General features: G+C 62.1%; 18 protein-coding genes. 10 read left to right on the plus strand and 8 right to left on the minus strand.

Going from position 1 to position 26,398, the window contains the following annotated elements; genetic code table 11:
• Positions 1-220: 220 nt before the first annotated feature.
• The 3 genes from efeU (at position 221) to AC239G_RS18680 (ending at position 3,911) form a co-directional block, all read left to right on the plus strand.
• Positions 221-1,144 carry an iron uptake transporter permease EfeU gene (gene efeU, locus AC239G_RS18670; protein WP_139467592.1) on the plus strand — a complete coding sequence of 308 codons (924 nt, stop codon included), beginning with the start codon at positions 221-223 and terminating at the stop codon, positions 1,142-1,144.
• Positions 1,145-1,237: 93 nt separating this feature from the next.
• A complete protein-coding gene (gene efeO / locus AC239G_RS18675) occupies positions 1,238-2,551 on the plus strand; it encodes an iron uptake system protein EfeO (protein WP_139467593.1) in 1,314 nt (437 codons plus the stop codon).
• Between the two features lie 19 nt (positions 2,552-2,570).
• Positions 2,571-3,911: a Dyp-type peroxidase gene (locus AC239G_RS18680; protein WP_259358017.1), complete on the plus strand. Its 1,341-nt coding sequence runs from the start codon at positions 2,571-2,573 to the stop codon at positions 3,909-3,911.
• Positions 3,912-4,415: 504 nt separating this feature from the next.
• Here the strand turns inward: AC239G_RS18680 and rplI are convergent.
• The 8 genes from rplI to AC239G_RS18720 form a co-directional block, all read right to left on the minus strand.
• Positions 4,416-4,874: a 50S ribosomal protein L9 gene (gene rplI, locus AC239G_RS18685; RefSeq protein WP_062860402.1), complete on the minus strand. Its 459-nt coding sequence runs from the start codon at positions 4,872-4,874 to the stop codon at positions 4,416-4,418.
• A 16-nt stretch (positions 4,875-4,890) separates the two neighbouring features.
• Positions 4,891-5,130, minus strand: a complete 240-nt coding sequence (gene rpsR, locus AC239G_RS18690; protein ID WP_025779604.1) for a 30S ribosomal protein S18 — start codon at positions 5,128-5,130, stop codon at positions 4,891-4,893.
• Positions 5,131-5,177: 47 nt separating this feature from the next.
• A complete protein-coding gene (locus AC239G_RS18695; protein ID WP_172173179.1) occupies positions 5,178-5,807 on the minus strand; it encodes a single-stranded DNA-binding protein in 630 nt (209 codons plus the stop codon).
• Between the two features lie 34 nt (positions 5,808-5,841).
• A complete protein-coding gene (rpsF, locus tag AC239G_RS18700; protein WP_025779601.1) occupies positions 5,842-6,132 on the minus strand; it encodes a 30S ribosomal protein S6 in 291 nt (96 codons plus the stop codon).
• Between the two features lie 109 nt (positions 6,133-6,241).
• Positions 6,242-7,615 (minus strand): hypothetical protein, encoded by a 1,374-nt coding sequence (locus AC239G_RS18705; RefSeq protein ID WP_487489506.1) that lies wholly within the window; start codon positions 7,613-7,615, stop codon positions 6,242-6,244.
• A gap of 16 nt (positions 7,616-7,631) precedes the next feature.
• Positions 7,632-10,049, minus strand: a complete 2,418-nt coding sequence (locus tag AC239G_RS18710) for a transglycosylase domain-containing protein (RefSeq protein ID WP_259358020.1) — start codon at positions 10,047-10,049, stop codon at positions 7,632-7,634.
• A 446-nt stretch (positions 10,050-10,495) separates the two neighbouring features.
• The gene (locus AC239G_RS18715; RefSeq protein WP_139467595.1) at positions 10,496-12,202 is read right to left on the minus strand and encodes an AMP-binding protein; all 1,707 of its coding nucleotides are present in this window, start codon (positions 12,200-12,202) and stop codon (positions 10,496-10,498) included.
• Positions 12,203-12,310: 108 nt separating this feature from the next.
• On the minus strand, positions 12,311-13,786 hold the full coding sequence (locus AC239G_RS18720; RefSeq protein ID WP_487489507.1) for a CCA tRNA nucleotidyltransferase: 1,476 nt from the start codon (positions 13,784-13,786) through the stop codon (positions 12,311-12,313).
• A 140-nt stretch (positions 13,787-13,926) separates the two neighbouring features.
• Between AC239G_RS18720 and AC239G_RS18725 the strand changes: the two genes are divergently transcribed.
• The 7 genes from AC239G_RS18725 to AC239G_RS18755 all read left to right on the plus strand — a co-directional run bounded on the left by AC239G_RS18725 (position 13,927) and on the right by AC239G_RS18755 (position 23,716).
• On the plus strand, positions 13,927-14,415 hold the full coding sequence (locus tag AC239G_RS18725) for an NUDIX domain-containing protein (protein ID WP_025779589.1): 489 nt from the start codon (positions 13,927-13,929) through the stop codon (positions 14,413-14,415).
• Positions 14,412-16,724 (plus strand): DUF6049 family protein, encoded by a 2,313-nt coding sequence (locus tag AC239G_RS18730; protein WP_248283864.1) that lies wholly within the window; start codon positions 14,412-14,414, stop codon positions 16,722-16,724. The genes AC239G_RS18725 and AC239G_RS18730 overlap by 4 nt, the downstream gene beginning before the upstream one ends.
• A 3-nt stretch (positions 16,725-16,727) precedes the next feature.
• Positions 16,728-18,347 (plus strand): murein biosynthesis integral membrane protein MurJ, encoded by a 1,620-nt coding sequence (murJ, locus tag AC239G_RS18735; protein ID WP_139467597.1) that lies wholly within the window; start codon positions 16,728-16,730, stop codon positions 18,345-18,347.
• Positions 18,348-18,369: 22 nt separating this feature from the next.
• Complete coding sequence (locus AC239G_RS18740) at positions 18,370-20,898, plus strand: protein kinase family protein (RefSeq protein ID WP_487489508.1); 2,529 nt, start codon at positions 18,370-18,372, stop codon at positions 20,896-20,898.
• Between the two features lie 149 nt (positions 20,899-21,047).
• Positions 21,048-22,034, plus strand: coding sequence for a thioredoxin-disulfide reductase (gene trxB, locus AC239G_RS18745; protein WP_139467599.1), 987 nt, complete (start codon positions 21,048-21,050; stop codon positions 22,032-22,034).
• 123 nt (positions 22,035-22,157) lie between these two features.
• The gene (gene trxA / locus AC239G_RS18750) at positions 22,158-22,475 is read left to right on the plus strand and encodes a thioredoxin (RefSeq protein ID WP_039211718.1); all 318 of its coding nucleotides are present in this window, start codon (positions 22,158-22,160) and stop codon (positions 22,473-22,475) included.
• 152 nt (positions 22,476-22,627) lie between these two features.
• The gene (locus AC239G_RS18755) at positions 22,628-23,716 is read left to right on the plus strand and encodes an N-acetylmuramoyl-L-alanine amidase (protein WP_458311337.1); all 1,089 of its coding nucleotides are present in this window, start codon (positions 22,628-22,630) and stop codon (positions 23,714-23,716) included.
• The last annotated feature ends 2,682 nt before the right edge of the window (positions 23,717-26,398 follow it).

Here is a 26,398-nt window from a genome sequence, read left to right on the forward strand (position 1 = left end):
CGGGACCGCGTACGCTCGCGTCGAACACGACCACAGCTGCGTCCGCTCCGACTGCGACAACTGACCCTGCCGACCCGCCGATTCTAGACCTTCCTGCGTCCTCTGCACCCCAAAAGTAGATGTACACTGAATCAGCCGACCTTAGGTTAGGCTAAATTCGTTCATCCCCTTTCGAGACGGCCCGAACACCCGCCTCGACGAACTGACGAGAGTGAGCCAGATGTTCGTCGCGAACCTCCTCATCGCCTTGCGCGAAGGTCTCGAGGCCACCTTGGTCATCGGCATCCTCGTGGGCTACCTGGTCAAGACCGGTCGCCGAGACGTCTTGCCCAAACTCTGGCTCGGCGTCGGTCTCGCCGCGCTCATTCCCTTCGGCATCGGCGCCCTGCTGACCTGGGGGCCGAAGACCCTGACCTATCAGGCGCAGGAGATCATCGGCGGCGTGCTCTCCATCATCACCGTTGCCCTGGTGACCGGAATGATCTTCTGGATGGGCAAGCACGCACGCGCACTCAAAGGTGAACTCGAATCGTCGATGGCCGCCTCGTTGGACAAGCGCTCGTCCGGCTGGGGTCTCGTCTGGCTCGCCGTGCTCGCCGTCGGCAGGGAAGGCGCGGAATCCGCGCTGTTCATCTGGGCCACGGTCCGCTCCTCGGTGGAGAACAACGTTGTCGCCACCACCGCCGGCGTCGTCACCGGTCTGCTGCTCTCACTCGTCCTCGGCTGGCTCATCTACCGCGGTTCGCGCAAGATCAATATGAAGCTCTTCTTCTCCGTCACCGGCTACTTCCTCATCCTCGTCGCCGCCGGAATCTTCGCGTACGGCATCAGCGATCTGCAGGAAGCCGGAGTCCTGCCCGGCATCATGAACCATGCGTGGGACGTCAGCCACCTGCTGCCCGAACCGACGTCGCCGATCTACTGGCTCTACGTCCTCGGACAGGCGATCTTCCAGGTCAACGTCCAACCCACGGTGCTCCAAACCATCGGCTGGATCGTCTATATCGTCCCCGTGGCGATCATCTTCTACCGCCAGGTCCACGGGAAGAGGCCCACAGCGAAGCCGGACGGTAAGTCCGAAAGAGCACAAAGGCACGCCCCCGCCGAGGCGACCCCCACCTCGGCGACGGCCGACCCGACATAATCGGCCCCGACACTCCACCCCCTGAATCGTGCGCATCCGCGCCGCTCATCGCACCACCACGTTCAATGACCGACCCATCTCACGAGGACAACTATGAAACGCCATTCCCCTCTCATCACCCTGCCCACGGTCACTCTGCTCGCTCTGTCGCTGGCAGCATGCACCGACAATCCGCAGAACAAGAAGGACGATGCCGCTGCCTCCGGCGACACCGTCACGGTGACGATCACCGATGACACCTGCGATGTCAGCCCCGCCACTCTGCCTTCGGGCAAGGTGAGCTTCTCCGTGACGAACAACGGCACGAAGCCGAACGAGTTCGAGATCCTCGCCGAGAACAAACTCCAGATCGAATCCGAGAAGGAGAACATCGGCCCGGGCACGACGACTACGGTGACCACAGCACTCGAAGAAGGCACGTACTACACGGCATGCAAGCCGAATATGGTCGGCGATTTCGTGGGACTGGCGAAGTTCGCCGTAACGAAGGGCGAAGACGTCTCCGTCGACAGCGACACCCAAGCCGCCGAGGACAAGGCGATCACGAACTACACCGGCTACGTCAAGGACCAGGTCGGTCAGCTCGTCGATGCCACGAAGGACTTCACCGATGCTTACACCTCGGGTGATACCGAGAAGGCGAAGGCCCTCTATCCGTTGGCGCGTCAGCACTATGAACGCATCGAACCGACCGCCGAGTCCTTCGGCATCAAAGAGGCCGGAGACCTCGACGGTGCGCTCGACGCCCGAGTCCAGGACCTCTCGGCTGATGCCGGGAAGAAGCCCAACGACCCCGAGGTGTTGGCCGACTGGACCGGTTGGCACCGGATCGAAGCCGATCTGTTCACGGACAAGTCCGAAGGCTATAAGTTCGAGTCCGGGGCCGAACGGAAAAAGGTCGCAGACAAACTCAACGAGGACACGAAGACCCTCTACGACCTCGTCTACGGCAAGGTCGACGGCGCCAGCGGTACGTTCGAACTCAAACTCTCCGATGTCGCCACGGGTGCATCCGCGCTGCTCGAAGAGGTCGCACTGTCGAAGATCGGCGGCGAAGAGGAGACCTTCTCGCACACCGACCTCTTTGACTTCCACGCGAATGTCGAAGGCGCAGAGGTGGCCTACGGCAATGTCGAAAAGCTCGTCGAAGCCCAGGATCCCGAGCTCGCGAAGAAGATCACAACGAACCTCGACGGTGTGAAGACGGTGCTGAAGAAGTACCAGACCGGCAAGGACGATGAGGGCAATATCCTCTACGAGGACTATTCGAAGGTTGCGGCAGTGCAGAACGACGCCGGCGAAGCTCCGCAGGACACCGACTACACCAAAGCCCAGCAGGAACTCTCAGACGCAGTCAATGCCCTGAGCGAACCCCTGTCGCAGGTCAGCGGCACCATCCTGCGCTGAAGTCTGTCGGAGTACGCGAATGAGCCATGACGAACCCACCGAGGCGGGATCCACCGAGGGCAAGGTCCGCGGGATTCCGAGGCGTCGGCTCTTTGCCCTCGGTGGGGCCGCAGGTGCTCTCGGCATCGCTGGTGTCGGGGGCGGTGCGGTCGGTTATGCCGTGCGCGGAACGCAGGAGAAGAAGCAGTCCGCCGTCCATCTCAGCTATCCCTTCCGGGCTGAGAAGCAGCAGGGCATCCTCACTCCCGCTCAGGACAATATGTACACGGTGGCCTTCGATGTCACGACCTCGGACCGCCAGGCACTCATCGGCCTCCTCGAGGATTGGACGGTGGCGGCGGAACAGATGAGCGCTGGTGACCTGGTCGGTGGCGCTCCGGACGCGAATACCGAACTGCCGCCGAAGGATTCCGGTGAGGTGTGGGGGTATCCGGCCAGCGGGCTGACGATCACCTTCGGCTTCGGTGCCACCTTGTTCGTCGATGAGTCGGGCAAGGATCGTTTCGGCCTGAAGGGCAAGATGCCGCAGGTGCTCAAGGACGGTGTGCCGAAGTTCGCGAATGAAGCCATCCATGCCTCCGAGAGCAATGGTGATCTGCTCGTCCAAGCCTGCGCGAACGATCCGCAGGTCGCCGTCCATGCGATCCGCAACCTCACTCGCATCGCTTTCGGCACTGCGAAGCTCAAGTGGGGGCAGATCGGCTACGGCCGCACCTCGTCGACGTCGACAGAGCAGGAGACGCCGCGCAACCTGTTCGGGTTCAAGGACGGGACGAACAACATCAAGAGCGAGGACGCCGACGGCGAACTCGACAAGCACCTGTGGGTACAGTCTGGTGATGATCCGGCTTCCGATGGCTGGCTGGCCGGTGGCACCTACTTCATGGCTCGCAAGATCCACATGTACTTGGAGATCTGGGACCGAGTGTCCTTGGCTGAACAGGAAGACATCATCGGCCGCGACAAACGCTATGGCGCCCCGCAGTCCGTGGCAGAACCCACCGCGGATGAAGAGTTCACCCCCATCGACTTCTCTGCGAAGAACGCGGAGGGCGCACCGGCGATCGATGCGCGGTCGCACATCGCCATCGTCGCTCCCGAACACCACAAGGGGGCGAAGATGCTGCGTCGAGGATACAACTTCACCGATGGCAATGATTCGCTCGGCCGCCTCGATGCGGGGCTGTTCTTCATCGCCTATGTGCGGGACCCGCGGACGAATTTCTACCCGATCCTCAAGACCATGGCACAGAAGGACCTGCTCACCGAGTACCTGCAGCATCAGGCCTCGGCGCTGTTCGCCATCCCGCCCGGCATCGGCACCGGCGACACGATGATCGGCCAGAAGCTCTTCACCTGACCCATCCCTTCCCATCGTCCCGCAGCGTCCGGGCGGCATCACAGCATCCCACACCGCCAGCGACATTGCGCACCGCAAGCGTCGTGTCCTCCATCTGCGACCCACGAGCATCCGTCACCGCAAGCGGCACAACCTACGACTGCAAATGCATCTGTCACCGGCAGCCGCACAACGCACAGGTGCAACGGGATGTTATGCAGCTGTCGCGAGGTTCTAGGTGCGACACGTCGTTTTGCCGCGAACCCGGACGGATACTCGACTGCCCTCCAGGGCAGACCGCAGCCCCCAACGTCGTCTGCAGCTCAGTGCCTACCGTGAGCAGGTATCAGCAGCGAGCCACCGCCGGCCGCATCCTCACAGCTCCGACAGCCGAATCCCAACCCCATGAATAACGCCGAGGCGGCACCTGAACTCAGGTGCCGCCTCGGCGGTGGTGCGGTGGGGCCGTTCAGGCCCTCACCACGTCCGAATCATCCGGACTGGGACGCCCGGACAAGGCCTTGATCAGGCCTTGCCGATGACCTCGAACTTGATCTTCGCGGTGATCTCGTCGCCGACGCGCACAACAGCGTTGTAGCTGCCGGGGGTCTTGACGTGACCGGTCAGGGCGACCTGACGGCGATCGAACTCGCGTCCGGTCGCGGTCTGCAGAGCCTCGGCCACGAGGGCGGGGGTGACGGCGCCGAAGAGGCGACCGTTCTTACCGGCCTTCATGTCGATGCGAGCCGTGGTCGACTCGAGTTCGCCCTTGACCTTGATGGCTTCGTCGTGATCAGCGATCTGCTTGGCCTGACGGGCCTTGCGCAGAGCCTCGATGTGCTTCTCAGCGCCGGCGGACCAGGCGGAAGCCCAGCCACGAGGCAGAAGCAGGTTGCGTGCGTATCCGGCACGAACCTCGACGACGTCGCCGGCGGCACCGAGGCCGTCGACTTCCTGGTTCAGAATCACTTTGCGGTTAGGCATTATTCTTTCCCTCCGATCAGCGAGCTGAGCTCGAGTAGGGCAGAAGTGCCATCTCGCGGGCGTTCTTGACGGCCTTTGCGATGACGCGCTGTTCCTGCACGGTCACACCGGTGACGCGACGTGCACGGATCTTGCCGCGGTCGGAAATGAACTTACGGAGCGTAGCGGTGTCCTTGTAGTGGATGTTCGCCGCTTCGCCCTTCTTGAGCGGATTAGCCTTCTTCTTGATAGGCTTCCGGATCTCTGGCTTTGCCATGAGTATCTCCTGTTAACGAATGTCTCGAAATGTCGTGAAGACGTGGATCAGAACGGGGGTTCATCGGCGCCGGGGTTGCCCCAGCCGCCGTTGCCGCTCTGCGGGTTCGATGATGCCCACGGGTCATTGGCGGGTGCGTTGTTGCCGCCCTGGCTGTAGCCCTGGCGCTGACCGCCCTGCTGGCCGCCCTGCTGAGGATTGTTGCCCCAGCCGGAGGACTGCTGGTTGCCGAAGCCGCCCTGCTGGCCGCCTCCGCCCTGGCTGCCGCCACCGAAGTTGCCGCCGCCACCGCCGAAGTTTCCTCCGCCGCTGGGGCTGTTCTTCGAGACCTGGGCGGTGGCGCGTCGCAGGCTGGGGCCGACTTCGTCGACATCCAGCTCCATGACCGTGCGCTTCTCGCCTTCCTTGGTTTCGAAGGACCGGGACTTCAGTCGGCCCTGAACGATGACCCGCGTACCGCGCTGCAGAGATTCGGCGACGTTCTCTCCCATTTCACGCCACACCGAGCAGCGGAGGAAGAGAGTCTCTCCGTCCTTGAACTCGTTGGCCTGACGGTCGAAGATACGCGGCGTCGAGGCCACGGTGAAGTTAGCGACTGCCGCACCGTTCGGTGTGAAGCGCAGTTCGGGATCGCTGGTGAGGTTCCCGACGACCGTGATGACTGTTTCGCCTGCCATTGAATCTCCTAGAAGCGAGGTAGCTTAAGATGCCTTACTTGGCGTCCGGGCGGAGGATCTTCGTACGCAGAACGGACTCGTTGAGTCCGAGCTGACGATCGAGTTCCTTGGTCGTTGCAGGCTCGGCGTGGAAATCAACCACGACGTAGTAGCCTTCGGACTTCTTCTGGATCTCGTACGCGAAGCGACGACGTCCCCAGATATCCACGTTGTCGACGGTGCCGTTCTCAGCCGGGACAACCTTGATCAGGTTGTTCACGGTGTCAGCCAGCGTCCGCTCTTCGAGGTCGTTATCAAGAATGAGCATGAGCTCGTACTTACGCATATGTCACCCACCTCCTCTGGTCTTTGCGGCCATGGTCGGTCCATGGCAGGAGGGTATATGCACGCCCGCTCCCCGTCTCGTGATCGTCACGAAATGGGAACAGACCTCACTAGTCTAATCGACCGGTGCGCTGACTGTCATGTCCGGATTCGTGCTCTTCCTTACGTCCAGCAGCCCGATGTTCCAGTGCGTCGCCAGGATCGTCGATCTCTTCTCGCCGAGGCGGCGCCGACGCAGCCATGCGACCGCGGATACCTCGCCGGTAGAGGTTCTCACCGGCCATGATCACGACGAGGACGAGAGCGAGCAGCCGCAGCAGGGTGAACAGGGCGACGAAGGTGGACTCGAGTCCCTCATCGACTTCGAATCCCGACACATCGCCGAGTTGGACGGCGACGGCGAAGACCGCCTCGGCGAGGGTCCAGACGATGAGCACCCACCAGCGGCGGACGGACAGGGCGATGAAGGGCAGCAGCCACAGGCTGTCCCAGGGCATGAGTCCCGGCGCAAGCAGCAGGCAGCCGCCGATGAGCAGGCATGCGGCTACGGCCGGGTCGAGACCCGTGCGGCGGACCATGTAGAGGGAGACGGTGACGGCGAGGACCACTCCGGCGCTGACGATGATCCACAGCGTGGCCCAGACGGACACGTCGCCGAGTTCGGCCATGAGCAGGATCGACGCGAAGGATCCGCCGTCGACGGCATCGGAGTACCAGTGGATGATCCGGTCGATCGCGCTGAGATCGACGACGAGCAGCACCGCCGAGGTGACCGTGGCCGCGGCGAGCATCATCCGCGGATTGCGCGCCTTCAGTCCCCGTGCCGGGTTCGGCCCGGTCACCGTCAGGGCGAGGAGCACGAGGAGGGCGAGTGGGTTGATGAACGTCGCGATGCCCAGCAGCACACCGGCCAACCACCCGCGCGGGCGTAGCGGTGGGGTTCCGAAGAAGATGACCATCGCCCACACCGCCAGCGCGAGGGCAATCGGGTCGAGAGTGGAGCCGAGGGTGAAGAGGATGAGCGGGGAGACGAAGACCGCGACCAGCCACCCCCGGAAGCGGGCGAGGACGAGGAGTCCGGCGCCGAGAGCAGCGATCCCTGCGGTGTTGAGCAGGAGCACGACGACCATGAAGAGGGAGACGTCGTTGGTGAACAGCTGGAACAGGTCGACCAGCCGAGCTTCCAGCGGGGCCAGGGCCGCCGCTCCGCCGTGCGCGCGCCCAAGTACCTCGGGGTTGGTGTCACCGAGGAACGCCGTGGACAGAGGACCTGCGCACATCCTCGCCGAGGCGGCCGGCTGTTCGTATCCCGAGCTCAGGCACGGGCCCTGCAGAGCCAGAGCGAGGAAGGTGATGACGCCGAGGACCGCAGCCAGCGCAGAGGCCTGCGCGCTGCGGAACCGGCGACCGGCAGCACCGAGGTGAATGCCGACCGGACCGCCGAGCAGAGGCTCGGCGATCCGGGTGCTGGACTTCGAGGGCATGACTCGAGGTTACCGGTCAGCCGGTGATGTCATCGATGCCCAATCCGCCATCTTCACTGCTGCCGTTTCCGGTGTCTCCACCGCCAGTGTCGCCACCGTCGCCAGAGCCCTTGTCGGTACCGTTGCCACCGGTGTCGCCACCGCCGCCGGAGCCCTTGTTGGAACCGTTGCCGCCACCGGTGTCACCACCGCCGCCGTCATCGGACCCACTGTCCTTACCGTCGGAGTCCTTCGAACCCTCGTCGGAGCCGTCCTTCGAGCCTTCTTCCTTGCCCTTCTCGTCGCCGTCGGAGTCCTTGTTCTTGTCCTCGTCGTCCTTCGGAGTCTCGATCGGAGCCTTCGGCTCTTCCTTCTCCTTGTCCCCGTCGCTGCCGTCGTTGCTGCCCGACGGTGCTTTCGGCTCGGGCTTCGGAGCCGGGGCCGGGTTGGAGTTCTTCGGCTTCGGCTTATCGGGAAGCTCGCCGCGAGCCGGGAACTGTTCGACCTTCTCACCCTGGAGGGCCTTCTGCATGTAGTCGGTCCACACCTGAACGGGGAACGAACCACCGGTGACCTCACCGCGACCGCCGAAGGAGCCGATAGACACGGACTTTCCGTCGACCTCACGATAGAGCACGACCGAGGTGGCGAGGTTCGGTGTGTAACCGGAGAACCATGCGGCCTTGTTCTCGTTCGTCGTACCGGTCTTGCCGGCAGCAGGACGACCGAGGTTCTGGGCGTAGCTGCCCGAACCACCCTGAACGACCTGGCTCAGGGCGTACGAGGTCTCGGCACCAACTGCCTTGTCGAAGACGCGCTTGCCCTTGGTTTCGGCCTTGTACACTTCCTCGTCCTCGGCACCCTTCGTGACCTTCTTGATCGAGTGCGTCTCGTGGTGCACGCCGTTTGCCGCAAAGGTCGCGTACGCCGAAGCCATGTCGATGGGCTTGACGCTGGGCGTACCGAGCACATTGGAGGGGTTCGGGGTCAGACCGATCGAGCAGCCGCCGGTATCCCCGGTCTTCATCTCCTTGTCGGTGCAGTTCTCGCTCAGACCCGCACGTTCGGCGACGTCGACAGTCTTGTCGGGCCCGACCTGCACGTTGAGTGCCGCATAGGCTGTATTGATCGAGGACTGCGTCGCCTTGAGCAGGCTCACCGGGCCATAGCTCGAGCCGCCGAAGTTGCGCACCGGCCACGGCGTGCCGTCGTTGTTGAGCACCGTCGGGCTGGCACCGGGATAGGAATCGGTCAGCCTGACACCGTTCTCCAGACCTGCGACGAGCGCGAATGGCTTGAACGTCGATCCGGCCTGCACATGGCTCTGGGTCGAGGCATTGAACGCCTGATCGAGGTAGTTCTTACCACCGTAGAAAGCTTCGATTCCGCCGTTGTCGGGGTCGATCGAGACGAGTCCGGCCTGCATTCCTTCAGGCTGGTCCTGGGGAAGCGTCTTGATGGCCTGCTCGGCTGCCTTCATACGATCCTTGTCGAAGGTGGTGACGATGTTGTAGCCACCGCGGTCGAGCTGAGCCTCATCGATATCGAGCTTGCGCAGGGCTTCACGACGGACGAAATCCCACATGTAGCCCTTCTGCCCGGACAGCGAGGATTCCTTGTTCTGCTTCTTCACTTCGGGCATCTCGACCTTGGCGGCCTGCTCCTCGGTGATGAAGCCTTCGTCGACCATGTTCTTGACCACGTAGTCGAAGCGGTCCTGATAGGCCTCGGGGTTGTCCGAAGGATCGGCGGCACCCGGGCGCTGGATCATCGCGGCAAGCAGAGCGGACTCGCTGACATTGAGCTCCGAGGCCGGCTTGTCGAAATAGTTCTGAGATGCCACTTCGATGCCGTAGGAACGACGGCCGAGGTAGATGGTGTTGAGGTAGTTCGCGAGGATCTCGTCCTTCGACTGCTGCTGGTCGATCTTGAGCGAGATGAACATCTCCTTGACCTTGCGATCAAGCGAATGCTCGTTCGTGAGGTAGAAGTTCTTCACGTACTGCTGGGTGATCGTCGAACCGCCACCCGCGTACTTATTCGTGGCCACGCCGACGACAGCGCGGGAGAGACCCTTGATCGAGATGCCGCGGTTCTCGTAGAACGAGGTGTCCTCGGCGGCGATCGCGGCCTTCTGCATGGGTTCGGAGATCTCGTCGATCTCCACTGACTTGCGGTCCTCGACCTTGTACTGACCGATCGGCGTCTTGCCGTCGCTGTAGTAGATCGTCGAGGTCTGACCGGTGGCCTCGAGGTTCGGCTCGGGGATGTCCGTTGCGGCATAGCCGATGGCGAACGCCACGCACAGGGCGATGACGAGGCTGAGCCCGCCGACGACGAGTACGCGGATGCTCGGCAGGAAACGGGTCCATCCGCTCACACCCGCTCGCGGGTAGTTGAGCAGGTTCTTCGTATTCCTGCCGATGTTCTTGGCTGTGTGTTGTCCCTTAGCCACCCAAGGTCCTCCAGGTCAGTCAGCCTGCCGCAATGCGTGGCGACGAGGTCCGAAAAAGGTCAAAGACGCCAATCAGTCTCGCACGCATTCATTAGTAGAGGATGAAAAAGTGCTGAGCCTGACGCCCTGCAGACACGCCAGGTTACCGAACCGTTCTCAGAGTAACCCCGCATTCGGCATCTCACCAGGCATTTTACTTGACTGCGGGAGAATCAACCATGACGAGTGCGTGTTTGCTCACATTCAAAATGTCTGCCCGCAGATCAGTGCTCGGCGTCGCCAGCCGGAGCACCTCGACCAGGCGCGCGTACCTTCTCGTTCAAGCGTGCCCGCACTTTTCCGCAGGTGCCGCCAGCCGCGACGCCTCGTTCAAGCCGCCAAGCGCTTTGCCACAGGTATACGGGCTGAAAAGTACTGGGCCGCTTGAACGAGAGTCGCGGCACCGCTCAGCTCTTGAGGTCGAAGTCCGTGTCGGCGTACTCGTTGCCCTCGACGACGGGTTCGCCGCTGAACGGATGCAGCTGGTCTTCGCGGGCGCGCAGCTCGACGCGACGGATCTTTCCGGAGATCGTCTTCGGCAGCTCGGCGAACTCGAGTCGGCGGATGCGCTTGTACGGAGCCAGATTCTCACGGCAGTAGGCGAGGATCGACCGCGCCGTCTCGGCATCGGCCTCGAACTTGCTCGACACCACGACATACGCCTTGGGCACAGCCAGTCGCACAGGATCAGGCGAGGGCACGACGGCCGCCTCGGCGACGGCCTCGTGTTCGATGAGCACGCTTTCGAGCTCGAAGGGGGAGAGCCGGTAGTCGCTGGCCTTGAACACGTCATCGGCGCGACCGACGTAGGTGATGTAGCCGTCCTCATCACGAGAGGCCACATCTCCGGTGTGATAGACACCGCCTTCGAAGGCCTCTGTGGTCTTCTCCGGGTTGCTCCAGTATCCGGTGGTCAATCCGACGGGGCGAGGATCGAGGCGCAGGCAGATCTCGCCCTCGTCGCCTTCCTCACCGGTCGCCGGGTCGATGAGCACGACGTCGAATCCGGGCAGGGCCTTGCCCATCGAACCGTATTTGAGCTCCTGATCGGGCGAGTTGCCGATCTGCAGGGTCGACTCGGTCTGACCGAAGCCGTCGCGGATGAGCACACCCCATTCGCTGTGAACGCGGTCGATGATCTCGGGGTTGAGGGGTTCACCGGCACCGAGAGCTTTCGTCGGGGGATTCTTCAGGTGGCTGAGGTCGGCCTGGATGAGCATGCGCCACACTGTCGGCGGGGCGCAGAAGCTCGTCACTCCCACGCGGTCCATGGTCTCCATGAGGGCGTTGGCGTCGAAGCGCGAGTAGTTGTAGAGGAAGACGCAGGCTTCGGCGATCCACGGGGTGAAGATGTTCGACCAGGCGTGCTTGGCCCAGCCGGGCGATGCGACATTGAGGTGGACGTCGCCGGGTGTCAGTCCCATCCAGTACATCGTCGAGAGATGACCGACCGGGTAGGAGACATGGGTGTGGGCGACCATCTTCGCCTTCGAGGTGGTGCCCGAGGTGAAGTAGAGGAGCATCAGGTCATCGGCGCGCGAGCTGCCCTGAGGGTCGAACTCGGTGCTCTCATCATCGGCATCGGAGTAGCTGTAGTCCTGCTGGCGGGTGGGCTCGCCGCCGACGACGATGCGGACGACTTCGACATCGACGTCATCGAACTTCGCGGCATCCTCGGCGCCGGCGACGACGAACTCGGCCTGACCGCGCTCGGCACGGTCGGTGAGATCGATGGGGCCCAGCTGCGTGGTGGCCGGCATGAGCACGGCACCGAGCTTGATGCCGGCGAGCATCGTCTCCCACAGCTCGACCTGGTTGTTGAGCATGACCATGACATGGTCGCCGCGCTTGATCCCGGCGCGGCGGAAGTGATTCGCCACCTGGTTCGACCGCGCGGAGAGCTCCGCGAAGCTCCACTTGCCCTCAGTTCCGTCCTGTTCGACGATCCACAGAGCCGGCTTGTCGTTGTTCTCGGCGATCTTGTCGAACCAGTCGAGTGCGAAGTTGAAGTGCGTGAGACGCGGCCATTCGAACTGTTCACGCGCGGCCTCGTAATCGCTGCGGAGCTCGATCAGCTTGTCTCGGGCAGCGCGGAACTCCTCGGTCACTGTCATTGTGGTCTCCTCACCTTTCGCCACCGTCACATCATGTGACGTCACACACAAATCTAAACGATTACGAAGCTATCAGCACTGATCAGCCGGTGAGCAGGCGGGGGTCGGTCACTGACCGTGGGATTCCCACCAGGAGCGCAACTCCGCCTCGGCGCGTTCGCGTCCGAGCGGCCCGTGCTCCATCCGCAGCTCGAGCAGATGCTTGTACGCCTTGCCCACCAGCGGTGATGGTTCGATATCGAGGATCGCCATGATCTGCTTGCCGTCGAGGTCCGGGCGGATCGAATCGAGTTCTTCCTGTTTCGCCAGGGACTCGATGCGCTCTTCCAGGTCGTCATAGGCGAACGCGAGCCGATCGGCCTTCCGCTTGTTCCGGGTGGTCACGTCCGCACGGGTGAGAATGTGCAGCCGCGAGAGCAGCCGTCCCGCGTCGGTGACATAGCGGCGCACCGCCGAATCCGTCCACCCGGCATCGCCGTAGCCGTAGAAGCGCAGATGCAGTTCGACGAGGCGGCCGACCGCCTTCGTCGTGTCCTTGTCGAAGCGCAGCGCCTTCATCCGCTTGGCCGTGAGCTTCGCACCGACCGCGTCGTGATGGTAGAACGTCACGGCACCGCCGGGCTGGAAACGCCGAGTGGCGGGTTTGCCGACATCGTGCATGAGCGCGGCGAAACGCACGACGAAGTCCGGCACGCGCAGGCGCTGCGGATCACCGTCGGCCATTCCGGCCTCCTCTTGAGCCGCGGCATATCGGCTCTCGAGTTCGACTGCCTGACGCAGCACGGTCAGCGAATGCTGGTAGACGTCCTTGTGCCGATGATGCTCATCGGTCTCGAGCTGCAGTCCGGACACCTCGGGGAGGACATGGTCGGCGATTCCGGTGCGCACGAGCAGGTCGATTCCGGCGACCGGATCGATGCCGGTGATGAGCTTGACGAGTTCGACCTGGACGCGTTCGGCGGAGATGATCTCGATCCGATCGGCCATCGCCGTCATCGCCTCTTCCACCTCAGGCACTGGGTCGAGCCCGAGCTGAGAGGTGAACCGGGCCGCGCGCATCATCCTCAGCGGATCATCGGAGAACGAGTCCGCGGCGGCCCCGGGGGTGCGGATGCGACCGGCGATGAGGTCGTCGAATCCATGATGCGGGTCGACGAACGTCTTCGAAGGCAGCCGGATCGCCATCGCCCCGATCGTGAAGTCGCGGCGGACAAGGTCGGCGTCGAGGTCCGTGCCGAAGGCGACCACAGGTTTGCGCGAGTCCTCTTCATAGGCTTCTGCGCGGTAGGTCGTGATCTCGATCTGCACACCGGACTTCACGGCCCCGATGGTGCCGAATTCGCGTCCGATGTCCCAATGTGTGTCGACCCAATCGGAGATCAGTCCGAGGATGTCGTCGGGGTGAGCATCGGTGGTGAAGTCAAGGTCGGGCATGGGGCGACCGAGCAGCGCGTCACGGACGGAACCGCCGACGAGGGCGAGTTCGAAACCGGCTGAGGAGAACCTCTGACCCAGCGGGCCGAGGATGTGCTCGAGTTCGTCGAGCTTGTCGTGCAGTCGGTTGTGCGCGGTCTGCGGATCCACCGAGCTCCTTCAATTCTTCAGATCTCTGCTCTTGCCCATGGGAACTCGTCTCCCGCGTCCAGGCGTGAGTTCCGGTCTCCATAAGCCTACCGGGAGCAGATGACACGAAACTTCCAAGCTTCGCCTACTAAGGTAGGAGAATGACCACACCGATGCCCAAGCCGGGACCCCGCACGTCCCGCCGCACCACAGTGGAGGAGATCTCCGCCGGTGGCATCGTTGTCGACTTCTCTCACCCGTTGCTGACCGTGGCCGTCATCGCGCGCATCAATCGCGCCGGCCGGATCGAATGGTGCCTCCCCAAGGGGCATCTCGAAGGAACGGAGACCCCCGCCGAGGCGGCTCGCCGTGAGGTCGAAGAGGAGACCGGGATCGCGGGGCAGATCATCTGCCCGCTGGGAACCGTCGACTACTGGTTCACCGTGACCGGAATCCGGATCCACAAACTCGTCCACCATTTCCTGCTGCGTGCACAGTCGGGGACTCTGACAGTGGATAATGATCCTGACCAAGAAGCGATCGATGCGGCGTGGGTGCCCTTCAATGACCTGCGTTCGCGACTGTCGTTCGCCAATGAGCGCCGAATCGTCGCCGCCGCCCGACCGATGGTGTCCCGACTGGAGCAGTGAAACCCATTCCCATCCGCCGACTGCGATTCCTCACCGCCCTGCTGAGCACGCTCCTGCTGCTCGCAGGGCCGGTTTTCGCATATCCGCTGCTCGATGCCGCCCCGGCCGCAGCCAGCACCGATGCGAATACCGACGCGGACACCGATGCGAAGAAAGATGAGGTCTCGATCACCCTCGACGAGGTGACTCCGTGGATCGATGACAAGGGCACGCTGACCGTGCGGGGAACGATCTCGAACACGACGAAGAAGGCGGTCGAGAAGCCGAGCCTGAGCCTGCAGATGTCGACTCGCAAGCTCGATTCCGAATCCCGCCTGACCTCCTGGAAGCAGGGACAGGCACAGCACCGCACCGTCGCCGATCTCGAGCATGATGGAACCGAAGCGAGGAAGAAGGCGAAGAAGGACAAGGACGCCGATTCCGATGACAGCTCGGGAATCACCCTCGACACCTCGTTCGACGACACCATCGATCCCGGCACCTCCGCGGAATTCACCTTCCGCGTGCCCGCCGATGACCTCGACCTGAGCAAGTCCTCACCCGTGAGTTCCTGGGGCCCGCGGGGGCTGGCGGTTCAGCTCGGCGACGACACCGGTCTGCGGGCCTCTGCGCTCGGCTTCACCACGTGGTACCCGGATCCGGAGTTCGATCAGACGAAGATCAGCCTGCTCGCTCCCGTCACTCTGCCCGGCCATTCCGAGGGCGGACTCATCCCTTCCGACCGGCTCGATGCCGCCATTGCCGAAGGCGGTTCGCTCGACACGATCGCAAAGCTGCTGGAACACAGAGAGCTCGCTCTGGCGATCGACCCGCGAATCATCGCATCCTTCGAAGCCGCGATCGCCGAACCGCCTCCCGCCGACGCACCGGAGGAGACCGAAGAACCCGACGGGGGAAGCGGTGAGGAGACTCAGTCGCCACCGGTCGGAGCGCCGGAGAACGATGACGCCGATTCCAGCGGTGCCGAACTCGAAGCCGCAGAGAAGCAGCGCAAACGCCTCGATTCCTGGTATCAGGACTTCGTGGAGGCGGCACAGAAGCACACGGTCGTCGCTCTGCCCTATGGCGATCCCGATCTCAGTGCTCTGCGCGGGACGAAGATCGACCGACTGAGCTCCTTCGCTCAGAAGCAGCGCGAGATCGTCAAGGACGTCTTCCCCGATGCCCGCACGGACATCGCTTGGCCGGTTGCCGGAAGTGCGACGAAGAACGGGCTGCGGGCACTGAAGAAGTCCGGAAATTCCACCGCGATCCTCAGCGATGGTCAGCAGCCTTCGATCACCGGCATCCACGATGATGCGCATTCGCAGACGACGATCACTGACGATGGCGAGTCGACGATCGACACTCTCATCTCGGATACGAAGCTCACTGACATGAGCGCCGAGGCGATCGCCGAGGACAACCCGGCCGGGGCACTGTCAGAGCTCGTCGCGGAGTCCGCGGTGATCCAATCCGAGGCGCCCTACCGCACTCGCAGCCTGTTCGTTCCGCTCCCACGCGCGGCCGCCTCGGCGAATTGGGAGCAGACCGTCGAGGAACTGAGCTCGGCACCGTGGATCGCTCCCACCGGAGTCGACAAGATCCTCGATTCCGGTTCCGAGGCGCGCGGGCTGCTGCGGACGGATGCCGACGCTCCGCACATCCGCAAGAGGGCCGTGGAATCGCTGGCCATGACCCGGGAGAACCAAGCGGACTTCAACAGCGTCTTCAGTGACCGTGACAGCGCCGATATCCGGCTCGACCGCGAACTCCTCACCTGCACCTCGGCGGCGTGGACCCTGGGCCGGAACGCGAACATCTGCGCCGGTCAGGCCCGCGAGCAGAGCGAGAATCTCATGGACAGCCTGCACCTGCGCAAGGGATCGTCCGTCCTCCTCGTCACCGGCGAGAAGACGACGATTCCGGTCACGATCGTCAATGATTCCCCCGCCGAGGCGACGTTGAGGATCCGGATGAAGCCGAACACTCCGCAGCTGCGGGCGCAGGAGACGGAGACCGTCAAGGTGCCTGCCGCGGAGACGATGCGTGTGGACGTGCCCGTCGAGGGCCTCGCCAACGCCGATGTGCCGACGACGATCGAGATGGTCACCGCCGACGAGGTGGTCCTGCCCAAGCAGGAATCACTCATGGTTCGGGTCCGCGCCGATTGGGAGAACATCGGCACCGCTGTGATCGGATTGGCCCTGGCCGTGGTGTTCGTGATCGGCTTGATCAAGACCATTTCTCGGGGGCGACCGAAGATCCCCGAACAGCAGCTGGCCGATGCGATGGCCCGCGCCAAGACCGACGACCCCGAAAAGAGGTAGAGCGTGTCCAGCTTCTCATCCCTGGCCCGGTCCTCGGCGATCATGACCGCCGGCACCATGACCTCGCGTGTGCTCGGTTTCGTCAAAGCCTCGATGCTGGCCATGGCGATCGGAGTCACGGCGGTCCAGGCCGATGCCTTCGATATAGCCAACAAGGTGCCGAACACCCTTTACATGCTGCTGGCCGGCGGTGTGGTCAATGCTGTCCTCGTCCCGCAGATCGTGCGTGCCTCCAAACGGGAAGACGGCGGTGCCGACTTCACGAACCGACTGTTGACGCTGTCGTTCCTGCTCCTTGCCGGTGTGAGCATCATCGCCACCGCTGCTGCCCCGCTGCTCGTCTGGCTCTATTCTTCGGGGTGGAGCGAGGAGCAGATGGCGCTGGCTACGGCTTTCGCCTTCTGGTGTCTGCCGCAGCTGTTCTTCTACGGCCTCTACACGCTGCTGGGCCAGGTGCTCAATGCGAAGTCGTCGTTCGGTCCCTATATGTGGGCACCGGTGCTCAACAACGTCGTCGCGATCGCAGGACTTGCCGTCTTCATCCTCATCTTCGGCACGAACAATGCGTCTCCGCACGGGCTCGACACCTGGACCCCGGACAAGATCGCCCTCATCGCCGGAACGGCGACCCTCGGCGTCGCGGCTCAGGCGCTCATCCTCATCTGGCCGCTCAAGCGTATCGGCTTCAAGTACAAGCCGACATTCGGATTCCGGGGAGTCGGACTCGGCTCGGCCGGCAAGGTCGCCTTCTGGACGTTCGCAGCCATGCTCATCGGCCAGATCGGCTTCCTCATCATCTCCCGCGTCGCCTCGGGGGCTTCGATCCCCGGCGACGGAAACGCTTCGAACGCCGCTTATACGAACGCCTACCTCGTGTTCATGCTCCCGCATTCGCTCATCGCGGTCTCTCTGGCCACGGCACTGTTCACCTCTCTGGCCAAGAACGCGGCCGAGGAGGACACCGAGGCTGTCGTCGGCGACTTCTCGATGGGTGTGCGGATGGTCGGGATGGTCAACACCTTCGCCCTCGCCGCCCTCGTCGTCCTCGCCTCACCGGTGGCGATGATCATTGCCGGTCCTGGTCGCGAACAGGCCATGGCCATCGGTCTGGTCATCATCACGATGGTCTTCGGCCTCGTTCCCTTCAGCGCGAACTATCTCGCGCAGCGGGTGTTCTACGCCTACGGGGATGCGAAGACCCCGTTCCTCATCCAGCTGCCGCAGATCATCTTCCAGTCCCTGGCCGTCCTCTCGGTATCGATCTTCCCGAAGTCGGTGACGGTGGCGATCATCGGTCTCGTCATGAGCCTCGGCTATCTGATGGCGATGATCATCTCGTTTGCGGTCCTGAAGAAGCGCCTCGGCGCCATCGACCTGCGCGGAATCCTCACCTCGCACATGAAGTTCCTACTCGCTGCGATCGTCGCCGCAGGCGCTGGGTTCGGTCTGCTCTACTTCTTCCCGAACTTCGCCTTGGCAGGACGCTGGCAGGCGTTCATCACCACGGCTGCCGTCGGCACCGTGATGCTCCTGTTCTTCATCGGAGCTTGTTATTTGCTCAGAGTCAGAGAGTTGCATTCGATTATTGGCGTGGTAGCTGGAAAACTAAGGAAAACAGCCTGAGCCCCGTCAATCCCCACCGGAGGTGGTCGCCCTGATCGATATCGAACCCGGCATGGTGGTGGCCGGCCGTTATGTCGTATCGACCGTCGACCGCCGATGGCTTCCCGAAAAGCCCGAGGTCGGTGCCGTCTGTACCGGACTCGATGCGATCCTCGATGAACCCGTGCTCATCCTCGTCGCCGATGCCGACGGTTCCAACGACGTCCTCGAAGCCGCCCGTCGTGTGTCGATCCTCGGTGACCCGCGCATCGCCCCGACCCTCGACGTCGGCCATTCCAACGGACTGGACTACATCGTCATCAAGCGCATCGCGGTGACGCCGTTCAACCAGATCCTGCCCCGTTCGCCGTTGCCCGTCGACGCCGCCTGCGCACTCATCGGCGAGGTCGGCTCGGCGCTAGTGACCTCCGCCAGGCGGGGACTGTTCCACATGTTCCTGCGTCCGAGTCTGGTCGGTCTGACGTCGAAGGGTGCGGTGGTCATCGCAGGCATCGGCATCGATGCGGCACTGGCGCTGGACACCGGGCTCGTCGAGCAGAAGGACTACACGCCGACAAAGGCCTCACGTAGAGACGCCCTCGCGCTCGTCCAGCTCTTCTACACGGCTCTGACCGGATACTGGCCCGGCGAAGAGGCATTCGACGGCATTCCACCTGCGGAGAAAGAGAACGCCCGGATCGCCCGGGCGCAGGCGCTCAACCCCGAGGTCCCTGACAGACTCGATGATTTCGTCAGTGGAATCATCACAGGTTCGGATCCCGGTCCGGGTTCGGTCGCCGAGGTTCTCGGCTATATCGACAAGTGGGACCCGGAACTGCTGCGCTACGTCAATCGCGCTCCGGTGGCGGAGAACGAGAATCTGTTCGATCAGTTGCCGCGCAGCTTTGATGAGGCCACCAGCCTGCCCGCTCCACGTTCGAAGACCATCGGGCCCGGTCCCGGCGGTTCGACCAGCGCCAGCGAAGATCAGGTGCAGGCCGCCCTGGTGCGCATCGGAATCACTCGTCCGGGAACGCGGGGACTGGCGGCCGGAGTGGTCGGAAGCACCACGGGCCGGTATGCCGACAGGATGCAGATGCGCGAGGCCTCGAGCTTCCCGATTGCGAAGGAACAACTCGACAGCGCCGCTCAGGACTGGGAGGAATGGCAGCCGGAGCAGACGTACTCGGAGTATTCGGAGTATGCGGAGCACGAATACGACGAGAACCTCACGACCCCGATCATGAGCCGGGAAGACGATTCGGATCCTGACACTCAGGCACTTGAGATCGTCCCCGAGAACGACGACGAAGGCGATGAGAACGATACTCGCGTGATCATGGACGGCGAGGACGAGGACGACGGTTCCTGGTTCCTCGGCGGCATGTTCGAAACCAATGAACAGCAGCGCGAGCATCAGCGACGCGAGTATGAACGCGAACGGCGGATCGCGAAGGCCAAGGAAGACGAAGCGCGCAGGCGGCTTGCCGCCTTCGAGGCGAGTTCGGCTGCCCGTCAGCAGGAAGCCAATGCTGCCGCACCGCCGAAGGAGATGCGCCGGCTGTCCCCGGACTCCGTTGACGATCGCAGTGCAGTCGACAACCGGAACACCGGTGGTGAGTCCCGCGCCGAGGCGGCTGAGGGCTCCGAATCTGTGCGCCCTGCTGAGCGCAAGGCCGGGAAACCGCGCCAACAGCACAGCGATTCGACCGGTGCAGCCCAGGCTGGGTCTGTGAAGAACCGAAACAAGGCTGCCGGGACAGCAGGTGCCGCGGCAGCAGGCGTTGCCGGTGCTGCCGCGGCTGCGGGCGCTGCAGCCAAGTCCTCCGGTTCAGCGGCTTCGAGCTCCGCACCCGCAGCTGCCTCAGCCACGGCAGGGGGTGCCGGCACCGGTGGTGCTGGCGGTAGCGCGGCTTCCGGCGGTGCTGGCAGCGGTTCGGGTGGAGCAGGCCCCGACGAGCGGGATCCAGCCGCCACTCGGAAACCCTTCCTGTGGCTGGTTCTCGGCCTCGCGGTCGTTGCCGCAATCGTGCTCGGCATCGTCATCATCGGCTTCAACTCGGGAGACGAGAGGTCCACTCCGGTCTCCGAGACGTCCGCAGCGAGCGAGCAGCCGACGAAGAAGGAAGAGAAGAAGACTCCGAAAGCCGATCCTCCGAAGATCAAGACCGTCGAATCCCTCGACCCCGAAGGCGACGGATCGGAACACGACAGTGAAACCGAGAACGTCATTCCCAAGGCCGAAGGATCCTGGAACACCGACCGGTACAACTCGGCGAGCTTCGGCAATCTCAAATCCGGTGTCGGTCTGCTCTTCGAGTTCGAGGACGAGTCCACCATCAGCAAGGTGAAGGTGGCGTCGGGGAACTCCGGAGGCAAGTTCGAGATCCGTGACGGGGACGACCCCGAGGACGCGAAGGTCATCGGCGAAGGCGTCTTCGATGCGGACGGCGCCGTCACCGTGGAGTTCGATGAAGACGTCGAGACGGACAAGCTCATCCTCTGGGTCACTGAACTTCCGCAGACCGATGGCGGCTATAAGGCCACCATCAGCTCTGTGAAGTTCTTCTGAACCGACCAGCAGTTCCTCGTACCCTGATGCCGGACAGGATGCGGGTGCGGAATAGTCCGCGGCACCGTACCGTTATAGATACGAACGTCAATTCGCGCGGCACTCCGCGGCGCGCTGAGCACAGCAGATAGAAGCAGGGAACTTTTCACATGACTGATACTCAACTGGTGATCATCGGATCGGGGCCAGCCGGCTACACCGCGGCCGTCTACGCGGCCCGTGCGAACCTCTCGCCGGTCGTCATCGCAGGATCGGTGACCGCAGGCGGCGAACTGATGAACACCACCGACGTCGAGAACTTCCCTGGATTCCCCGCCGGTGTGCAGGGGCCCGAACTCATGGAGAGCATGCGAGAGCAGGCTGAGAAGTTCGGTGCCGAGGTCATCTACGACGATGTCGAGACCCTCAAACTCAACCCGGGTGCTCACGAGATCGAGACCGCTCTGGGGGCGCGCTACACAGCCAAGGCCGTGATCCTGGCAACCGGCTCGGCGTACCGCGAGCTCGGACTGCCCAACGAGAAGAAGCTCTCCGGGCACGGAGTCAGCTGGTGCGCCACCTGTGACGGATTCTTCTTCCGTGATCAGCACATCGCTGTCATCGGCGGCGGCGACTCCGCACTCGAGGAGGCCACCTTCCTCACCCGCTTCGCGTCCAAGGTCACGCTGGTCCACCGTCGGCAGGAGATGCGTGCTTCGCAGGCCATGCAGGACCGCGCGAACGCCGATGAGAAGCTCGAGTTCCTCCTCGACTCCGAGGTCGCCGAAGTCCACGGTGAAGATTCCCTCACCGGGCTGACCATCCGCAACACCGTCACTGGGGAGACCTCAGAACTGCCGGTGACCGGCATGTTCGTGGCTATCGGTTCCGACCCGCGCACAAGCCTGTTCGCCGATCAGCTCGAGATGCGCGCCGACGGGTACCTCAGCGTCGACGGTCGCACCTCGAAGACGTCTGTCGAGGGCGTCTTCGCAGCAGGCGACGTCATCGACTCGGTCTATCGTCAGGCCATCACTGCTGCCGGTTCGGGCTGCTCGGCCGCCCTCGACGCCGAACATTACCTCGGCGACCTCGAAGCTGCTTCAAAGCCCGCCATGGCGGAGGCAGCAGTGGCCGAAGCCTCAGTCGCTTCCTGATCCCGAAACGCCCGCTCGTAACGCTGCGCTTGACAGCACAGCGGGCCGAGCGAATAGGCCCGGGAATGAAAGATCCAGCTCCACTGTTCTGATAGAGACATTCGTTGTGAAGGAAGGTTACTCATGTCGACAGAAGTCACTGATGCCACGTTCGAAGAGAACGTACTGAAGTCCGACAAGCCCGTACTCGTCGATTTCTGGGCTCCTTGGTGCGGCCCCTGCCGTATGGTCAGCCCCATCGTCGACCAGATCGCCGAAGAGCACGGAGACAAGCTCAACGTGGTCAAGGTCAACACTGACGAGAATCTCGAGACCGCAAGCACCTATGGAATCACCTCGATTCCGGCGCTCTACGTCTTCAAGGACGGCGAAGTCGCCAAGACCATCATCGGCGCACGTCCGAAGCCCGCTCTCGAGGATGAGCTCTCCGACTTCATCTGATCGAGTTCTAAGGCGCCTGTTGTAGTATCAACGGGCGCCTTAGGCATTTCTGAGCGCCGCTGAACACTGTCCCTCGAAACGCATCACCTACGATTGGCAACGCATTGACGAACACGAACTTACCGCGCTATTCGCGTGGCGACATTTCCGAGATGCTGCCCAATATCAAAGCTCAGATGGCCCGTTTGGGGCTCCATGTCGGTGATACCGAGACCGCGGACTTCGATCGAGCCTTTGAGCTGGGCGTCCGCCAGTTCCAGCAGGATCGGGGAATCCTCTGCGACGGTGTGTTGGGTCCTGAGACGTTTTCTGCGCTGGAGCAGGCCCGATATCAGTTGGGTGACCGTGTGCTCCGATTCGACCCCGTCAGGGTGCTGACAGGCGATGATGTCGTCGACCTCCAGACCAAACTCGCCGGCCTGGGGTTCTATCCAGGTCGTATCGATTCCGAGTACGCGTCTCTGACCGAGGCAGCGGTCAAGGAACTGCAGATGAGTTTGGGTACGAAGGTCGACGGTGTCACGGGACCACAGACTCTGCGCGGACTCAACGCGATCGACCGCAACCAGGACACCGGCAATCTCTTCGCGCTTCAGGAACGTGCACGTGTGGCAGCCTCGGGCACATCCCTCGTCGGCCGCACTTTCGTCATCGAGGCCGCAACTACAGTTGTAGATTTCCAGACGTTGCCGATGACCGACGAGCAATCTGCCCTCGAACGTCAGATCACTTCAGACATAGCAAGTCGCCTTGTCGGTCGTTTGGAAGCCATCGGAGCGGGGGCTCTTCTCCTTGAAGGCGATGCTGTCGAGGTCAATCGTGCAGATATACTCGGTGCATCTGCGGTCATCACCGTCACGGCAGATGTCAGCAAGTCCAAGGATGCCAACGGACTGGCAACTTTCTACTTCGGCCACGAACGTCAGGCGGATCTCAACTCGCCCACAGGGCAGAAGCTGGCGGAGCTGATCCAAGGCGAACTGGTCGCACGGACCGGAATGCTGGACTGCCGCACGCATGCGCGCACGTGGTCATCACTCAAACGACTGAAGACACCGAAGGTGCATGTCGTCAGCGGTTACCTCACCAACCCTGACGATCTCGAGAATCTCAAGGATCCGCATGTCAGAGACGCGATTGCCGACGGCATAGCCGCTGCGCTCCAGCGCCTCTACATTCTTGAGGACAAAGATCCGCAGACTGGCACACTCAGTCTCGATGCCATCAAGGCGCTGAACTAGTCACCCAGCTTCAACCTCGCTGCCTCCAGAGCCGTGCTTCTTGAATAGGAGCACGGCTCTTCTCGCCTCATTCTTGGCCCTCTGGAGACAAAGCACCAGACGACTAACCACAGAGAACAGGCGCTCTCTTCAAGCACCGAAGACGGGTTGATACAACTCAGGGACAACACCTACAACGGACAACGGTCGACCCGCACTAACCCGGCGCAGCGCGCGTACCGAACCCTACCGACCTCCCAGCATGGGCTCGGGAGAGCTATGTTTCACGTGAAACGACAGCCTGGGTAGACTTCAATCGACGAATCGCCCGAGCCACAAGGGCCCTCCTGTGAGGAGCAAAGCCATCTGGACGACTGCCTGCTCATTGAAACTCTCGGCCACAACCTCGCGTAGCTTCGCAGCGACCATACACACGAACTGACTTGCTCTCACACGACAACGAAAAAGGCTAGTCCAGTTCCGTCGTTCCACGTGAAACCATACGAGCTTTCCGATGGCGCAAGACCAATGACTATAACAACACCCAGAAACCCCGGCTGACATCACGGCATCCTTATGACGTCGAACTAACCCGCCCTTCACTGCCCATGCATTTTCGGGGACACCGGCTCTAATCACGTCGACAGCGCCATCATTGCGAACAGGCGATTCACTGGACCAGCCAGAGACGGTAGTCGACAGTACTCGCGTTCGGCACATCGAAATATGAGGTATCGGGGCGTTGAGAGTCCCTGACCCTATACTAATTACATCCAGTACTAATAGGGCTGTTCGTTCAGCTAAAAGACGTGTGTTGAATAGCAGCGCGTCTCTTATCAGTGCTCGGTTGTTTCACGTGAAACAACGAAGCGAAGAGGCCGTAGTTTCGACGATGACCCCCTGAGTTGGGGATATGACCTGGGCGCAGAACATGATCTAGTTCCCGCCTCAGCCCAGCAGACTGAAATAACCAGAAGTTCTATCCCACCCGCATACGCCTCATTACCCGGAGAACAGCTGTATTCGCGTCGAGCAGATGCGCGAACCAGCCGTGCGATGGTATTCGCCAGCACGTGTTTCACGTGAAACGTACGTTACACAGGAAGCTAGTCGTGAGCAGATCACCGGTAGGGGGTGATCATCTCGCAAGGGCACCGATAGTGGACTGAGCACGCACGAGCCATACGACGCCTTCCCACGCAACACAAAGCGAAACAGCACCGGCGCTCGCATGATGCCAACTTTGGGAGATTACGACACACTCGACACCGGCAAAGAATGGGCAACCACAACGTTGTAACAATGATGCTGGTGCCGACTACTTCTTTCGGTGCACTTTGAGAGGCAGCTCGTTGCATCTTAATCGGTTGAAACGAGGTTCCACGTGAAACCTCGCCATATATCCAATTCATCACCAGACGAAGAGCACTGGTTCCGTGAAGATCGTTGAAAGTACAAACCAAGTCACAACCCCTGAGTTCAGTGAGTCCTCCCATTTGGTCTCATCTACTCCTGTGAATAGAAGCTACGTGGGCCCCCGAGGAAAGATGCCGTTGACGTATTTCAGTGCCTTGTGGAGCGGTGACCACCGGTGGTCAGCTATTGATTCGCCACTAAACCACACGCCGCAACCTTGAACTGCAGAAGTGTTGGTCTGAACAAACGAGCCCTAAGACACGGTGTCTTTTGATGAATGCCATTCGACTGACAGCTGTTTCACGTGAAACACCACTCGCACGTTACCCCTGGTGCTTTATACCCGCGAACACTTTGCTGGATCATATCCAACCCCCGTCGGATCCGTATTCACGCTGATCCTCTATCCCGCGCAACCCGAATATGCCGCTACAGTGGTCCATACTCTGCCTGCTAACGGCAATCCAACAGCTGGAAAAGGAGCTGGCGGAAGCGGAAGGGGAGCTTTGAATGCCTCTCAATGTTTCCGACATGGGTTCTCTCAAGAAGAGACATGCGTGGCCTGAGAATCCCACATCACCACTCGATTCACCGTCAGCCGATTGATGCGATCACAGTCCTAGCAGCGTTCCAGATCGCACTTCACCTATCTAGTCACCACAGACTCCCGGACGCATCAAACACGGTTTCACGTGAAACAGAGAATCAGCCCGTGCGTCTTCGGAGAGTGACGGAGACGCTTGAGAACCAACATACCGCGTTCGAGTCTAAGGAGACTCAGTAGGGCCCGGATGTCGTTGTGGATAGCCGCGCTGTCTGTTGCGCAGCCATAGCACCGGCCTGTTTCACGTGAAACAAGGACCGGTACACGCGCCATGCCTACCCTCCAGCAAGTATCCCAGGCCATCCGCAACCAAGACCCGGCTGCTCCAGGGGAAGCTCCGACAACTGATCCGTCCCGTCTGTTTCACGTGAAACAAGACTTCAGGAAAGTTCCACTCGCAATGAAGACCACATCCCACGGTATCGGGCCACCTGCCCGCATCAATGAGGCTATGGATTCCTGGAGTCCACCTCTTGACAGCGGAACATGCTCGCTCAGCAGGGCGCACATGGCAGCTGCACGAGTCACCTCTGTGGACCGTCATACTAGGCTTCTTCTGAATGCATCTCGTCTGTTTGCCAGAGAAGCTCGAATTCCATCAACAACCGCGTTCAATGGATGGAGAGCCGACGGCGAACGAACCTACAGTCGCGCCGTTTCACGTGAAACGGTGTGAACGCCAT

This window comes from Brevibacterium sp. Lmc1, assembly GCF_057654315.1.